Origin of the sequence: Pseudomonas sp. NPDC087614, assembly GCF_044743485.1 — a bacterium.
GTDB lineage: Bacteria > Pseudomonadota > Gammaproteobacteria > Pseudomonadales > Pseudomonadaceae > Aquipseudomonas > Aquipseudomonas baetica_A.
Map to the genome: position 1 here is coordinate 1 of NZ_JBIUWN010000107.1, position 14,351 is coordinate 14,351.

A 14,351-nucleotide genomic window follows, 5' to 3' on the forward strand; every position below is an offset into this window, starting at 1 on the left:
ATGCCGACAAGGGCTGGCAGCCGATCGTGGCGCCGGAAATGGAGTTCTACCTGACCAAGCGCAGCGACGACCCTGACTATCCGTTGCAGCCGCCGGTCGGCCGTTCGGGTCGTCCGGAAATCGGTCGCCAGTCGTTCTCCATTGAAGCGGCGAACGAATTCGATCCGCTGTTCGAAGACGTCTATGACTGGTGCGAACTGCAGGAGCTGGACCTCGACACGCTGATCCACGAAGACGGCACGGCGCAGATGGAAATCAACTTCCGTCACGGCGACGCGCTGTCGCTGGCCGATCAGATTCTGGTGTTCAAACGCACCATGCGCGAAGCCGCGCTCAAGCACAACGTGGCCGCCACCTTTATGGCCAAGCCGATGACCGGCGAGCCGGGCAGTGCGATGCACTTGCACCAGAGCATCATCGACATCGAGACCGGCAAGAACGTTTTTTCCAATGAAGACGGGACCATGAGCCAGTTGTTCCTGCACCACATCGGTGGTTTGCAGAAACTGATCCCTGAGCTGTTGCCGCTGTTCGCGCCGAACGTCAACTCGTTCCGTCGCTTCCTGCCGGACACCTCGGCACCGGTGAACGTGGAATGGGGCGAAGAAAACCGCACCGTGGGCCTGCGCGTACCGGATGCCGGCCCGCATAACCGCCGGGTGGAAAACCGTTTGCCGGGCGCTGATGCCAACCCCTATCTGGCGATCGCGGCGAGCCTGCTCTGCGGTTACATCGGCATGGTCGAGGGTCTGAACCCGAGCGCACCAGTCGTTGGTCGTGGCTATGAACGCCGCAACCTGCGTCTGCCGCTGACCATTGAGGATGCGCTGGAACGCATGGAAAACAGCGCGACCATCGAGAAATACCTCGGCAAAACTTTCATCACCGGCTACGTCGCGGTCAAGCGCGCCGAGCATGAAAACTTCAAGCGCGTGATCAGTTCGTGGGAGCGTGAGTACCTGCTCTTCGCCGTCTGATACGCCAGGCGCGGCGCTCAGGCGGCGCGCCTTCACCTCTGACAAGGAGAATTGGCATGACCAGCAACAACCCGCAAACCCGTGAGTGGCAAGCGCTGAGCAGCGATCATCACCTGGCCCCGTTCAGCGATTTCAAGCAGTTGAAAGAGAAGGGCCCACGGATCATCACCAACGCCAAAGGCGTTTACCTGTGGGACAGCGAAGGCAACAAGATCCTCGACGGCATGGCCGGGCTGTGGTGCGTGGCCATCGGTTACGGTCGCGATGAACTGGCCGACGCCGCCAGCAAGCAGATGCGCGAACTGCCTTACTACAACCTGTTCTTCCAGACCGCGCACCCTCCAGCGCTGGAACTGGCCAAGGCCATCGCTGACGTCGCGCCAGCAGGCATGAACCACGTGTTCTTCACCGGTTCCGGCTCCGAAGGCAACGACACCATGCTGCGCATGGTTCGCCACTACTGGGCGATCAAGGGCCAGCCAGACAAGAAAGTCATCATCAGCCGCAAGAACGGCTATCACGGTTCGACCGTGGCCGGCGCGAGCCTGGGCGGCATGACGTATATGCACGAGCAGGGCGACTTGCCGATCCCGGGCATCGTCCACATCGAGCAGCCGTACTGGTTCGCCGAGGGCGGCGACATGTCGCCAGAAGAGTTCGGTGTCTGGGCGGCCAATCAACTGGAAGAGAAAATTCTCGAAGTCGGCGTCGACAATGTCGGTGCCTTTATTGCCGAGCCGATCCAGGGTGCCGGTGGCGTGATCATTGCGCCCGACACCTACTGGCCGCGCATCAAGGAAATCCTCGCCAAGTACGACATCCTCTTCGTTGCCGACGAAGTGATCTGCGGTTTCGGTCGTACCGGTGAGTGGTTCGGTAGCGATTTCTACGACCTTGCGCCCGACATGATGACCATCGCCAAGGGCCTGACGTCCGGCTATATCCCGATGGGTGGTCTGATCGTGCGTGACGAAGTGGTCGCGGTGCTCAACGAAGGTGGCGATTTCAACCACGGCTTCACTTACTCCGGCCATCCGGTGGCGGCGGCGGTGGGTCTGGAAAACATCCGGATTCTGCGCGAAGAAAAAATTATCGAGACCGTGCGCAACGAAACGGCACCGTATTTGCAGAAACGTCTGCGGGAACTGAACGATCACCCATTGGTAGGTGAAGTTCGCGGTGTTGGTCTGCTGGGGGCGATCGAGCTGGTGCAGGACAAGGCCACTCGCAAGCGTTACGAAGGCAAGGGTGTCGGCATGATCTGCCGTCAGTTCTGCTTCGACAACGGGCTGATCATGCGCGCTGTGGGCGACACCATGATCATTGCGCCGCCGCTGGTGATCAGCAAAGCGGAGATCGATGAGCTGGTGACCAAGGCGCGCAAGTGTCTGGACCTGACCCTCAGTGCGGTACAAGGCTAAGTGCTAGGCTCTGAGCGGGGGAGCCGCGGCGCTCTTGCTCAAAGCTGTCACAAAGGCGGGTCTTTTCTTGAAAGACCGCCTCTGAACTTGCCAGACTAGTCGCGGTTCCAGTTGTCCGGGTTCGGCCGCTGAACAAAGTGGTTCAAAAAAGAAAAAATTTGGAGCATCAACGCATGAAGGCATTAGGCAAAAAGCTCGCTGGCAAGACACTGCTCGCCATGTCCCTGATGGGAATCATGGCCGCTGCGGCTCAGGCGGACGACAAGGTGTTGCACGTCTACAACTGGTCCGACTACATCGCCCCGGACACCATCAAGAAGTTTGAAGACGAGTCGGGCATCAAAGTCGTCTACGACGTTTTCGACAGCAACGAAACCCTCGAAGCCAAATTGCTGGCGGGCAAATCGGGCTACGACATCGTCGTGCCGTCGAACAACTTCCTGGCCAAGCAGATCAAGGCTGGCGTCTACCAGAAACTGGACAAGTCCAAGCTGCCTAACTGGAAAAACCTGAACACCGACCTGCTCAAGGCTGTGTCGGTCAGCGACCCGGGCAACGAGCACGCCTTCCCGTACATGTGGGGCTCGATCGGCATCGGCTTCAATGCCGAGAAGGTCAAGGCTGCACTGGGTGCCGATGCGCCGGTCAACTCCTGGGACCTGATCTTCAAGCCTGAAAACGCTGCCAAGCTGAAATCCTGCGGCATCAGTCTGCTCGACTCGCCAACCGAGATGATTCCGGTGGCGCTGCACTACCTGGGCCTGCCAACCGACACCCAGAAGAAAGAAGACATCGCCAAGGCTGAAGCGCTGATCATGAAGGTGCGTCCTTCGATCGCCTACTTCCATTCCTCCAAGTACATCTCTGACCTGGCCAACGGCAACATCTGCGTCGCTATCGGTTACTCGGGCGACATTTACCAGGCCAAGTCCCGCGCGGCTGAAGCCGGTGGCAAGGTGAAAGTCAGCTACAACATTCCGAAGGAAGGTGCCGGCAGCTTCTACGACATGATCGCCATCCCTAAAGATTCCGAAAACGTCGAAGGCGCCTACAAGTTCATGACCTTCCTGCAGAAGCCGGAAATCATGGCTGAAATCACCAATGCCGTGCGCTTCCCGAACGGTAACGCCGCTGCAACGCCACTGGTTGATAAAGACATCACCAGCGATCCGGGCATTTACCCACCGGCCGACGTGCTGGCCAAACTGTACGCGATTGCCGACTTGCCGGCCGCGACCCAGCGTTTGATGACCCGCAGCTGGACCAAGATCAAATCGGGCAAATAAGCCGGTTTGAGGCAGCAACCGCTGGCCGTCGTCTTTGCGAGGCCGGTCAGCGGGACAAATAAATGACAGAAAGTTTTGCTGGAACGGTTTTTCGAGGGTAAGTTGCGCGCCGGTTTTGTTGTCGGGCAGCCATGGCTGTCATGCCGCGCGGGGCAACTTGGGCCCACCTAATCTAGAGGACCTCCACGTGCCTGTTTTTTCTTCTTTGCGCAATGCACTGCTGGTTGCTACCGGCCTGACGATCGCTGTTGGTGCCCAGGCCGCCGGTACCGTGCACATTTATAACTGGTCGGATTACATCGGCGAGAACACGCTGGCCGACTTCGAGAAAGAGACTGGCATCAAACCGGTCTATGACGTGTTCGACTCCAACGAAACCCTGGAAGGCAAGCTGCTGGCCGGGCGTACCGGTTACGACGTGGTCGTGCCGTCGAACCACTTCCTGGGCAAGCAGATCAAGGCGGGCGCGTTCCAGAAGCTCGACAAGTCGCAACTGCCCAACTATTCCAATCTCGACCCTGCGCTGCTCAAACGTCTTGAGCAGAACGATCCGGGTAACCTTTACGCCGTGCCTTACCTGTGGGGCACCAACGGCATCGGTTACAACGTCGACAAAGTCAAAGCGGTATTGGGCATCGACAAGATCGATTCCTGGGCCGTGCTGTTTGAGCCTGAGAACATCAAGAAGCTGCAAAGTTGCGGCGTAGCGTTCCTCGATTCGGCCGATGAAATGATGCCGACCGTGCTCAATTACCTGGGGCTGAACGCGAACAGCACCAATCCTGAAGATTACAAAAAGGCTGAGGCCAAGTTACTGGCGGTACGGCCTTATGTGACTTACTTCCACTCCTCCAAATACATTTCGGATCTGGCCAACGGCAACATTTGTGTGGCGGTCGGCTTTTCCGGTGACGTCTTCCAGGCCAAGTCCCGGGCGGCTGAAGCCAAGAAGGGCGTGAACATTGCGTACTCGATTCCGAAAGAGGGCGGTGCGCTGTGGTTTGACATGTTGGCGATCCCCAAGGATTCGGACAACGTCAAAGAAGCTCATGCCTTCATCAACTATTTGCTCAAGCCTGAGGTGATCGCCCAGGTCAGTGATTATGTCGGTTACGCCAACCCCAATCCGGGTTCGGACAAGCTGATGGAACAGTCCATTCGCACCGACGAAGCGGTTTATCCACCGCAAGCAGTCCTCGACAAGACCTACGTGTCGACCGAATTGCCACCCAATATTCAGCGTTTGATGACCCGCAGCTGGACCAAGGTCAAGTCGGGCAAATAAGGCACAAACATCCTGGGTTCGTCCGCATTGGACGAACTGCACTCTTTTTTTCTGGGAGTTTCGTAAATGGCAGTTGCCTCCGGCGCCTACAAGAAAGCCCTCGAGGGCGACCAGACACCTAAACAGGTGTTGGTCAAAATCGACCGGGTCACGAAGAAGTTCGACGAGACGATTGCCGTGGACGATGTGTCCCTGGAAATCAAAAAGGGCGAAATTTTTGCCCTGCTCGGCGGTTCGGGATCGGGCAAATCCACTCTGTTGCGGATGCTGGCAGGGTTCGAACGGCCCACGGAGGGGCGCATTTTCCTCGACGGCGTCGACATCACCGACATGCCGCCTTACGAACGACCGATCAACATGATGTTCCAGTCGTACGCCTTGTTCCCGCACATGACGGTGGCGCAGAACATTGCCTTCGGCTTGCAGCAGGACAAGATTCCCAAGGCTGAGGTCGAGGCCCGCGTGGCCGAGATGCTCAAGCTGGTGCAGATGAGCCAGTACGCCAAGCGCAAGCCGCATCAACTGTCCGGCGGTCAGCGTCAGCGTGTGGCGCTGGCACGTTCGCTGGCCAAGCGGCCGAAGCTGCTGCTGCTCGATGAGCCGATGGGCGCACTGGATAAAAAACTGCGTTCGCAGATGCAGTTGGAACTGGTCGAGATCATCGAGCGCGTCGGCGTGACCTGCGTGATGGTGACGCACGACCAGGAAGAGGCCATGACCATGGCCGAGCGCATCGCGATCATGCACCTGGGCTGGATCGCCCAGATCGGCAGCCCGATCGACATCTACGAAACCCCGACCAGCCGCCTGGTCTGCGAATTCATCGGCAACGTCAACATCTTCGAAGGCGAAGTGATCGACGACGCCGAGGGCCACGCGACCATCACCTGCAATGACCTCGACCGGCAGATCTACGTGGGTCACGGGATCAGCACCTCGGTGCAGGACAAGTCGGTCACTTACGCGATCCGTCCTGAGAAGCTGCTGGTCACCGCCGATCAACCGACCTGCGAATACAACTGGTCGAGCGGCAAGGTGCATGACATTGCTTATCTGGGCGGTCACTCGGTGTTCTACGTCGAATTGCCGAGCGGCAAACTGGTGCAGTCCTTCGTTGCCAACGCCGAGCGCCGTGGCGCACGGCCGACCTGGGGCGATCAGGTTTACGTGTGGTGGGAAGATGACAGCGGCGTGGTACTTCGCTCATGAACATGCGCAAGTTCAAACGACGGCTTAACCGAATAATTCCCAATGGCCGCCAACTGGTCATCGGGGTTCCGTTCATCTGGCTGTTCCTGTTCTTCATGTTGCCGTTCTTCATCGTCCTGAAGATCAGCTTCGCCGAAGCCGATGTGGCCATTCCGCCGTACACCGAGATCTACACGTTCGCCGAGCAGAAGCTGGAACTGCTGCTGAACCTGGGCAACTACGCGTTGCTCGGTGACGACGAACTCTACATTGCCGCGTATCTCGGCTCGCTGAAGATGGCGTTTTTCAGCACGCTGTTGTGCCTGCTGATCGGCTACCCGATGGCCTACGCCATCGCCAGCGCCCGTAAAGAGCTGCAAACGGTGCTGGTGCTGCTGATCATGATGCCGACCTGGACCGCAATCCTGATCCGCGTTTACGCGTGGATGGGCATCCTCAGCAACAACGGTCTGCTCAACGGTTTCCTGATGAGCATGGGGTTGATCGATCAGCCGCTGCAAATCCTCAACACCAACCTGGCGGTCTACATCGGCGTGGTCTATTCGTACCTGCCGTTCATGATCCTGCCGCTGTACGCCAATCTGGTGAAGCACGATCAGAGCTTGCTGGAAGCGGCTTCCGACCTCGGTTCGAGTACCTTCAACAGCTTCTGGAAAATCACGATTCCGCTGTCCAAGAACGGGATCATTGCCGGCTGCATGCTGGTGTTCATCCCGGTGGTGGGCGAGTTCGTGATCCCGGAACTGCTCGGCGGTCCGGAAACCCTGATGATCGGTAAAGTCCTCTGGCAAGAGTTCTTCAACAACCGTGACTGGCCGGTGGCGTCCGCGCTGGCGGTGGTGATGCTGGCGATCCTGATTGTGCCGATCATCCTGTTCAACCGCAGTCAGGCCAAGGAAATGGAGGGTAAAGAATGAAGCGCTTCCGTTTCTCCAGCCTGATGCTGGTTCTGGGTTTGTTGTTCATCTACCTGCCGATGCTGATCCTGGTGATCTACTCGTTCAACGCCTCGAAACTGGTGACGGTGTGGGGCGGCTGGTCGATCAAGTGGTACGTCGGCCTGCTCGACAACAGCCAACTGATGGGCTCGGTGCTGCGCTCGCTGGAAATCGCCTGCTACACCGCGGTGGCGGCGGTGGCGCTGGGCACACTGGCGGCGTTCGTGCTGACCCGTATCACCCACTTCAAGGGGCGTACGCTGTTCGGTGGTCTGGTGACCGCGCCGTTGGTTATGCCAGAGGTCATCACCGGTCTGTCGCTGTTGCTGCTGTTCGTGGCCATGGCGCAGATGATCGGCTGGCCGCAGGAGCGTGGCGTTGTCACCATCTGGATCGCTCACACGACGTTCTGTGCCGCGTATGTGGCGGTGGTGGTGTCGGCGCGTCTGCGTGAGTTGGACTTGTCGATCGAAGAAGCAGCGATGGATCTGGGGGCACGGCCATGGAAGGTGTTCTTCCTGATCACCATCCCGATGATCGCGCCGTCGCTGGCGGCGGGTGGCATGATGTCGTTCGCTTTGTCGCTGGACGATCTGGTACTGGCGAGCTTCGTTTCCGGCCCGGGTTCGACGACCCTGCCAATGGAAGTGTTCTCAGCGGTGCGTCTGGGCGTGAAGCCTGAGATCAACGCTGTGGCCAGCCTGATTCTGCTGGCGGTGTCGATCGTGACGTTTTTGGTCTGGTTCTTCAGCCGCCGCGCCGAAGAAGCCCGCAAGAAAGCCATCCAGCAAGCCATCGAAGAAAGCGCTGCCGATTCGTGGAAGCAGCCGGACGTGCGCCGCGCACAGGCGCCGGAAGCGGTGTAAGCCATGCCGGGTTGGCCTCATTGCGCAGGCCAACCCAATCATAACGGTGGGAGCGGGCAGGCTCGCGACGAGGCCCCTCCAGCCAGCCTGGAACTACTGGGCAGCCCGCGCCGGTAACAGCTTCAAGGTACTGCGGGTATTGGCCATGACTTCCTCATCGCTGAAATGCGCCTGCATATACATCCCTTCCACATACGCTTCAGCCTGATCGTCATAGTGACTGTCGAACGGCACGCCGCTCTGGCCGACCGGGTTGATGGTCAAGCCGTGAGCCGGGTCGGCGAAGTCCACCAGGCGCCGCGTCGAGGGCCCGTAAGTCACTGGCCACGGCGCCGGGCCGATCTTCGCCGAGAGGTTGTTCGGTACTTCATGGCTGCCCGGCGCCGCGAAAGGGCCGACGTTGAAGAGGCGATCCAGGGGCTTTTGCTGCCCCAGCGGATGCCCGTGGGTCAGGGTGTGCGCCATGCCCCATTTCCACCCGCCAACGTCGTCGCCGAGGGTCAGCTTCAGATGTTTCATGCTCGCCTGCCACGCCGCTCGCACGGTATCGGCGCGGGTCTCTTTGTTCGGCGTGTTGCGGTTGTCCCACCACGGCGAGTCGGCGTTGGCCGCCAGGCGTGGCAGCGCGGCATCGATCACCCGCGTCGACAGCAGCGTCTGGAAAAAATCATTGCCCAACTCGTCACGCATCGCCGCATCAGCCAGGTCATAGAGAAACTGGTTGAACACCGTCGCACTGACCGAATCCAGCGGATAGTCGCCTTGCCACTGCGCCAGTTGCTCGATCAGTTTGCGCTCGGCCGGGTCCGTCACCACTTCGCGCAACACTGGCAATAGCGGCGCCAATAGACGCGGGCCGTAGCCGGTGGTGGTGCCCAGTTGCAGCTTCTGGTTGGCTTCGTTGGTCCACTTGGTGTTCTTGTCACTGAGTTGACGATTGAGTTGCTGGCCACGATCGGCCAGGTTGTAGTAACCGGGAATCTCCATGCCGGTCGGCGACACAGGCTGGAAATTGGCCGAGACGATGTAGCCGCGCGCCGGGTTTTCCTCCTGCGGGTTGGCGCTGAACGGGTAGTAACCGTCCTTGTCTGCCTGATTGGTGCTGCCGTCGAGAATGAAACCCGGTTTGACCCCGGCCGGGCGCTTGGGCAACAGCGCAGAAGCCCACCAGGCGATATCCCCTTTGGCATTGGCGTAGACGAGGTTCAGCCCCGGTGCCTGCACCTTGGCCGCGGCGGCACGGGCCTTGGCCAGCGTGTCGGCGCGGTTGAGCTGATAGAAACCTTCGAGGATCGGGTTCGGCGTTTCGAGGAAGGCCCACCACATGGCAATCGGCGTTTTCCCGGCGGCGCTGCCGAGTGCGTCGTTGACGATCGGGCCGTGGGGCGATTGGCGCAGGGTGATCGTCACCGGTGCCTGGCCCTTCACCGCAATCTGCTGCTCGGTGCTGACCATGTCGGTCCACTGCCCGCGATACCAGACCTGGTTCGGATTGTCCGGGTTGGCCTTCTCGGCGATCAGATCCAGATCGTCGTTCTGGAACATCGTCAGGCTCCAACCGAAATCCATGTTGTGCCCCAGAAACGCGAACGGCACCAGCGCCTGATGGTGGCCGTAGAGTTCAAAACCCGGCGCCGACAACTGCGCCTCGTACCACACCGACGGCACCGAGAAGCGAATATGCGGGTCACCGGCCAGCAGCGGTTTGCCACTCTGGCTGCGGTTGCCGGCAATCACCCAGGCGTTACTGCCTTCGAACTGCGGCAGACCATTGTCGATCAGCGCCTGTTCGCTGAGGCGGGCGAGGGCGCTGAGGTCTTTCCAGTCGCCAGCCGCGAGGGCTGGCGTCGGGTTGCTGCGGCCCTTGGCCAAGACACCCTTGGGCTGCCAGTCGAGGTCGAAGACGTTGAGGTAATCGGCACCGAGTTGATCGCGCACATAGGTCAGCAACGGCTCGGTGCGAAACGCGGCGGCAAAGCTGTAAGCCATGTAACCGGCGACGCTGATGCTGTCTTCAGCCGTGAACGGCCGCTTGGGGATGCCCAGTACGTCGAACTCAATGGGCGCTGCGTGCGTGTCCTGATATTGGTTGATGCCATCCAGATAGGCTTGCAGGCCCTTCCACGCCGGTGACTGCTGATCGAGGCTGGCCACGTAACTGGCGGCGCGCTCACGAATGCGCAGGCTGCGGAACAGTTTGTCGGTGTCGAGCAGTTTCGGCCCGAGCACTTCGGCCAGTTCGCCACGGGCGAGGCGGCGCATGGCTTCCATCTGGAACAGACGATCCTGGGCGTGGACATAGCCGAGGGCGCGGTAGAGATCGGTTTCGTTCTCTGCACGAATATGCGGCACGCCGCGCTCGTCGTAACGCACGGTCACCGAACCTTGCAGGTGGCGCAGTTCAACCTGGCCCTTTCGCGTTGGCTGCTTACTGTAGACGTACCAGCCGCCCGCACATAGCAGGACAACGATGAGCAAGGCAAGAACGGTGAACACGCGCTTCATGGTGACTCCTTGTGAATGCGGGATTGCCGCCCGTGCGGGCTGCAAACAATTAGCACAGAGCTTCCGTGCCGTGCATCGCTGTCCTTGAAAAGTCCGGAACGCCTTAATGCGTCTCGACCGGCCACGGACAATAACAACCGACCGCCAAGGTGTGTGTGGCATTGACCGGGCGATCATCCGTCAGTGCGTTCAGGATCGGTTCGATAAAGCTGTTACTGGCGTTGCAGGTCAGGCCCTCGCTGTAGGGGCCGAAGTACGCCAGTTTGCCGCTGCGGTCCCAAATCGCCACAGCGGGGCTGGCGGGAACCTGTTCGGAGCCGGGCAATATCGCAATGGTTTTCAGGCGGCTCAACGTGGCGGGCAACTGGCCGTGGCTGCCGGGCTTTTGCACGGCAAAGAACTCCACGCCTTTGCCGCTGAACTGCTCGACCATCTCGCTCAGGTGCTGTTGGTTGCCAACGTTGCACGGGCAGGCGGGGTCCCAGAAGTGCACCAGTCGAATCGGCCCGGGGCCGGCAAGATCATCCGGCAGGCGCAACGGGTCGCCGGAAAACACCGCGGTGTGTTCGCTGAACGCCCGCAGATAGCGGCCCTGAAACCAGTCGTACGCCATCCACAGCACCCCGGCGCAGACAAGCGCGATCAGGCTGGCAAACAGTGCGGTGCGGTAGGGCGAACGCATGGATTTTGCTCCTCGGAGGGCGGCTAGCTTGCCATGCTTGCTTCTACAGATGAATATCGCAGGCCGATAAAGTCTGTTTACCGCTCTGGAATTGCCTCATGCCTGCTACCTTCGATCCCGATCATTTACGTGCCAGCCTCAAGCCTTTGGCCCAGTGGCAGCCGTTGTCGGAGGAGGCAAAGGCCTATCAGCGGTTCTATAAAACCGATTTCCCCGGGCGGGATGTCTGGCGCGGCATCGGTCGATTCGAGGTGGACGGTTACGAACTGGTCAGCCATTGCTGGTGGCCGGAAAAGGTCAAGGGCACGCTGTTTCTGCTGCACGGTTTTTACGATCACACCGGGCTTTATCGACATGTCATCGAGTGGGCGCTGGATCAGGATTTTGCCGTGATCGCCTGCGACTTGCCGGGGCACGGTCTGTCGAGCGGTGTGCGGGCGAGCATTCGTGACTTTTCCGAGTATCAGGACACCCTGCAAGCCCTGTTTGCCGAGGCGCATTCGATTGCCCTGCCGCAGCCGTGGCACTTGTGCGGGCAAAGTACGGGCGGGGCGATTGTGGTCGATCATGTGCTCAACCATGGCGAGAACAGTCCGGCGCAAGGCCAGTTGATTCTGTTGTCGCCCCTGGTGCGGCCGCGGGCGTGGGGCTGGTCGCAGTTGAGTTATTACCTGCTGCGACCGTTTGTTCGAGGCATTGCCCGGCGCTTCAGCGAGAACTCCAACGATCCGGATTTCCTGCCGTTTCTGCTGGCCGATCCGTTGCAGCCCAAGCGCTTGCCGACCGCATGGGTCGGCGCATTGTCACGCTGGATCAATCGGGTCGAGTACGCGAAAAAAAGTCCGCGCCGGCCGCTGATCATTCAAGGGCAGGCGGACATGACCGTGGACTGGCAGCACAACCTGCAGGTGTTGAAGTGGAAGTTTGATCGGCCGCAGATTTTGCTGCTGCCGCAGGCGCGGCATCATCTGGCGAATGAGACGGCTGATATGCGCGAGGAGTATTTCGAGTTTCTGAACAAGCGGATCAGGGGGCGTAATCCTCAGTGATTCCAAGGGCCTCTTCGCGAGCAGGCCCGTTCCCACAGGAGACCGCGATCACAGTGGGAGCGGGCTTGCTCGCGAAGGCGGCTTGTCAGGCGACGCAGTTTACTGGCCGAGGTTCGAAGTGTTTTGCCCCACCGCCAACCCCGCCCGAATCGCCGCCAGCGCCGCTTGATAATAAGCCTTGCCCTCCGTCGACTCGGCAAACGTCGCAAACTCTTCGAGTTCTTCATCCGACAAGTCGCGATAAACGTAGAGCAGTGTGTTGTTCATGTCGGCGCCGATCTGATCCATCAGCCGCTGGCGCTGACCATTCAACATCCCTTGCGCCTGGCCACCGCCGAGCAGTCCCGGAATCATCGAACTCAAACTGTCGGCCGCCACACCCGCAATGGCGAGGCTGACCTCGGCGCCAGCTTCACGAGCCGGCAGCGCCTGGGCGAGGTGGCCGATGATCAGCAGACGGCTGTCGCTGACCTGCATCTTGGGCAGACCTTTGGCATTTTTCGCCAGTTGGTCGCGCCGGGTCGCCAGCAATTCAGCGGCGACGATTTTTTTACCCAGCGGCGATTGGAAGAAGGACAGCGCCGGTTTCGGATCGGCAAGGTTCTGGCGCAACTGGGCTTCGGCGCGTTGATCCATGGCTTGTGGCGCAAAACGCTGGTTGCTGTTGCTCACCAATGCTTGAAAAACCGCAGGCGGCAGGCTGTTTTGATAACGCTGCTGGGCAGCACTCAGGGCGTCATTGAAGTGCGCACGTTGATCTGGCCAGCCGGCGACCTTGTAAAGCTGATCATGGCCGTCCGCCCAGGCGGGCAAAACGCAGAACATCAACAGTGAAAAAAACAAACGGCGCATAGGGACTCCTGTCAGCAGCGCACTATTCTCCGTGCGGTGTCGGTACTTGTCGAGAATTCGTAGCAAGCCGCTGCGTGGCTCTGTCGGATTTCTTGTCGCAGGCATACTATGCGCGCCATGCAAATATCCTCTGAACACCCGATGCTGTTACGTATCGTCGACGACCTGGCCGAGCATGGCTGGTCGCAGCAGAACATTTTCCTGCCCGCGGGTTTGACCCGCGAGCTGGCGGCCGAGTGCCGTAAACGTGAGGCCGAGGGGGAACTGGCGCCGGCGGCGGTCGGTCGCGGGCCCTTTTCAGAGATTCGCGAGGGTATTCGCGGCGATCATATTCAATGGATCGACCCGGGGCAGGCCGAGGCCAGCGACCGTTATCTGCACCTGATGGACAGCCTGCGCGAGGCGCTCAACCGGGGGCTGTTCCTCGGACTTGAAGACTTCGAGTGCCACTTTGCGCTGTATCCGCCGGGCGCGTTCTATCGCAGGCACGTCGATCGTTTTCGCGACGATGACCGGCGCATGGTTTCGGCGGTGATCTATCTCAACGAGGCCTGGCTGCCTGAGGATGGCGGTCAGTTGCGCATGTACCTGGGTGATGAGCGCGTTCACGACGTACAACCCATCGGCGGTTGTCTGGTGGTGTTTCTCTCTGGCGAAGTCCCACACGAGGTGCTTCCGGCAAACCGCGAGCGCTTGTCGCTGACCGGCTGGTTCCGCCGCCGTGGCAACGAGCCTTTCTGAGATGCACAAGATTCTGGTCAGTCGCTGCCTGTTGGGCCATCGCGTGCGCTACGACGGCGGGGCCAGTGGGCCGTTTGATTTGCTCGGACAGTGGCTCGACGAAGGGCGGGTGGTGCCGTTGTGTCCTGAAGTGGCCGGTGGTTTGCCGACCCCGCGGGCAGCGGCAGAGATTCCGGGTGGGCAGGGGGCTGAAGTGCTCGACGGCATGGCGTCGGTGATGACCACTGAAGACGAAGATGTCAGTGCGCAGTTTCTCGATGGCGCCCGGCAGGCGTTGGCGTTGGTGCAAAAACACGGCATCCGCGTTGCGGTACTCAAGGCCAACAGTCCTTCGTGCGGCAATCTGCTGACGTATGACGGCACGTTCAGTGGAGTGAAAGTCAGCGGTGAAGGCGTGACAGCTGCACTGCTCAAACGCCATGGCGTGCAAGTGTTCAGTGAACTTGGGAGTGTCAGATTTTTTGTGTGCGGGCCGGTAACGGCCTGCCGTAAGGCAAGCCCTTCTTTCACCAGTTCAACCTGGTAAATCGATCTCCATAA

Annotated in this window: 13 protein-coding genes; 10 read left to right on the top strand and 3 right to left on the bottom strand. The window is 59.9% G+C overall.

Annotation, left to right across the window (positions count from 1 at the left end; all coding sequences use genetic code 11):
* From ACIOWA_RS25610 to ACIOWA_RS25640, 7 genes are all read left to right on the top strand, one after another.
* Window positions 1-977: glutamine synthetase family protein (locus ACIOWA_RS25610; protein ID WP_401162558.1), on the top strand; the 977-nt coding region annotated here is incomplete at its 5' end.
* A gap of 56 nt (window positions 978-1,033) precedes the next feature.
* Complete coding sequence (locus ACIOWA_RS25615) at window positions 1,034-2,398, top strand: aspartate aminotransferase family protein (protein WP_339430408.1); 1,365 nt, start codon at window positions 1,034-1,036, stop codon at window positions 2,396-2,398.
* A 173-nt stretch (window positions 2,399-2,571) separates the two neighbouring features.
* A complete protein-coding gene (locus ACIOWA_RS25620) occupies window positions 2,572-3,684 on the top strand; it encodes a polyamine ABC transporter substrate-binding protein (RefSeq protein ID WP_339430407.1) in 1,113 nt (370 codons plus the stop codon).
* 187 nt (window positions 3,685-3,871) lie between these two features.
* Window positions 3,872-4,969, top strand: coding sequence for a polyamine ABC transporter substrate-binding protein (locus ACIOWA_RS25625; RefSeq protein ID WP_339430406.1), 1,098 nt, complete (start codon window positions 3,872-3,874; stop codon window positions 4,967-4,969).
* Between the two features lie 66 nt (window positions 4,970-5,035).
* On the top strand, window positions 5,036-6,178 hold the full coding sequence (locus ACIOWA_RS25630; RefSeq protein ID WP_339430405.1) for a polyamine ABC transporter ATP-binding protein: 1,143 nt from the start codon (window positions 5,036-5,038) through the stop codon (window positions 6,176-6,178).
* Window positions 6,179-6,213: 35 nt separating this feature from the next.
* A complete protein-coding gene (locus ACIOWA_RS25635) occupies window positions 6,214-7,095 on the top strand; it encodes an ABC transporter permease subunit (RefSeq protein WP_221734061.1) in 882 nt (293 codons plus the stop codon).
* The gene (locus ACIOWA_RS25640) at window positions 7,092-7,982 is read left to right on the top strand and encodes an ABC transporter permease subunit (RefSeq protein WP_221734038.1); all 891 of its coding nucleotides are present in this window, start codon (window positions 7,092-7,094) and stop codon (window positions 7,980-7,982) included. The genes ACIOWA_RS25635 and ACIOWA_RS25640 overlap by 4 nt, the downstream gene beginning before the upstream one ends.
* A gap of 93 nt (window positions 7,983-8,075) precedes the next feature.
* On the opposite strand, the gene ACIOWA_RS25645 is transcribed toward ACIOWA_RS25640, so the two are convergent.
* A complete protein-coding gene (locus ACIOWA_RS25645; RefSeq protein ID WP_401162561.1) occupies window positions 8,076-10,487 on the bottom strand; it encodes a penicillin acylase family protein in 2,412 nt (803 codons plus the stop codon).
* Window positions 10,488-10,590: 103 nt separating this feature from the next.
* Entirely contained in the window at window positions 10,591-11,169 is a 579-nt protein-coding gene (locus tag ACIOWA_RS25650) for a DUF6436 domain-containing protein (protein ID WP_339430403.1), read from the bottom strand.
* A gap of 98 nt (window positions 11,170-11,267) precedes the next feature.
* Here ACIOWA_RS25650 and ACIOWA_RS25655 point away from each other — a divergent pair, with 98 nt between their 5' ends.
* Window positions 11,268-12,218 (top strand): alpha/beta hydrolase, encoded by a 951-nt coding sequence (locus tag ACIOWA_RS25655; protein ID WP_339430402.1) that lies wholly within the window; start codon window positions 11,268-11,270, stop codon window positions 12,216-12,218.
* Between the two features lie 99 nt (window positions 12,219-12,317).
* Here ACIOWA_RS25655 and ACIOWA_RS25660 read toward each other — a convergent pair whose 3' ends face one another.
* A complete protein-coding gene (locus ACIOWA_RS25660; RefSeq protein WP_339430401.1) occupies window positions 12,318-13,070 on the bottom strand; it encodes a DUF2059 domain-containing protein in 753 nt (250 codons plus the stop codon).
* A gap of 108 nt (window positions 13,071-13,178) precedes the next feature.
* On the opposite strand from ACIOWA_RS25660, the gene ACIOWA_RS25665 reads away from it, so the two are divergent.
* On the top strand, window positions 13,179-13,811 hold the full coding sequence (locus ACIOWA_RS25665) for a 2OG-Fe(II) oxygenase (RefSeq protein ID WP_339430400.1): 633 nt from the start codon (window positions 13,179-13,181) through the stop codon (window positions 13,809-13,811).
* 1 nt (window position 13,812) lies between these two features.
* On the top strand, window positions 13,813-14,337 hold the full coding sequence (locus ACIOWA_RS25670) for a DUF523 domain-containing protein (protein WP_401162564.1): 525 nt from the start codon (window positions 13,813-13,815) through the stop codon (window positions 14,335-14,337).
* The last annotated feature ends 14 nt before the right edge of the window (window positions 14,338-14,351 follow it).

Excerpts from the sequence above, each read along its gene's own strand:
- ACIOWA_RS25615 (WP_339430408.1), top strand. The coding sequence starts at position 1,034 with ATGACCAGCAACAACCCGCAAACCCGTGAGTGGCAAGCGCTGAGCAGC.
- ACIOWA_RS25620 (WP_339430407.1), top strand. The coding sequence starts at position 2,572 with ATGAAGGCATTAGGCAAAAAGCTCGCTGGCAAGACACTGCTCGCCATG.
- ACIOWA_RS25630 (WP_339430405.1), top strand. The coding sequence starts at position 5,036 with ATGGCAGTTGCCTCCGGCGCCTACAAGAAAGCCCTCGAGGGCGACCAG.
- ACIOWA_RS25640 (WP_221734038.1), top strand. The coding sequence starts at position 7,092 with ATGAAGCGCTTCCGTTTCTCCAGCCTGATGCTGGTTCTGGGTTTGTTG.
- ACIOWA_RS25645 (WP_401162561.1), bottom strand. The coding sequence starts at position 10,487 with ATGAAGCGCGTGTTCACCGTTCTTGCCTTGCTCATCGTTGTCCTGCTA.
- ACIOWA_RS25650 (WP_339430403.1), bottom strand. The coding sequence starts at position 11,169 with ATGCGTTCGCCCTACCGCACCGCACTGTTTGCCAGCCTGATCGCGCTT.
- ACIOWA_RS25655 (WP_339430402.1), top strand. The coding sequence starts at position 11,268 with ATGCCTGCTACCTTCGATCCCGATCATTTACGTGCCAGCCTCAAGCCT.
- ACIOWA_RS25660 (WP_339430401.1), bottom strand. The coding sequence starts at position 13,070 with ATGCGCCGTTTGTTTTTTTCACTGTTGATGTTCTGCGTTTTGCCCGCC.
- ACIOWA_RS25665 (WP_339430400.1), top strand. The coding sequence starts at position 13,179 with ATGCGCGCCATGCAAATATCCTCTGAACACCCGATGCTGTTACGTATC.
- ACIOWA_RS25670 (WP_401162564.1), top strand. The coding sequence starts at position 13,813 with ATGCACAAGATTCTGGTCAGTCGCTGCCTGTTGGGCCATCGCGTGCGC.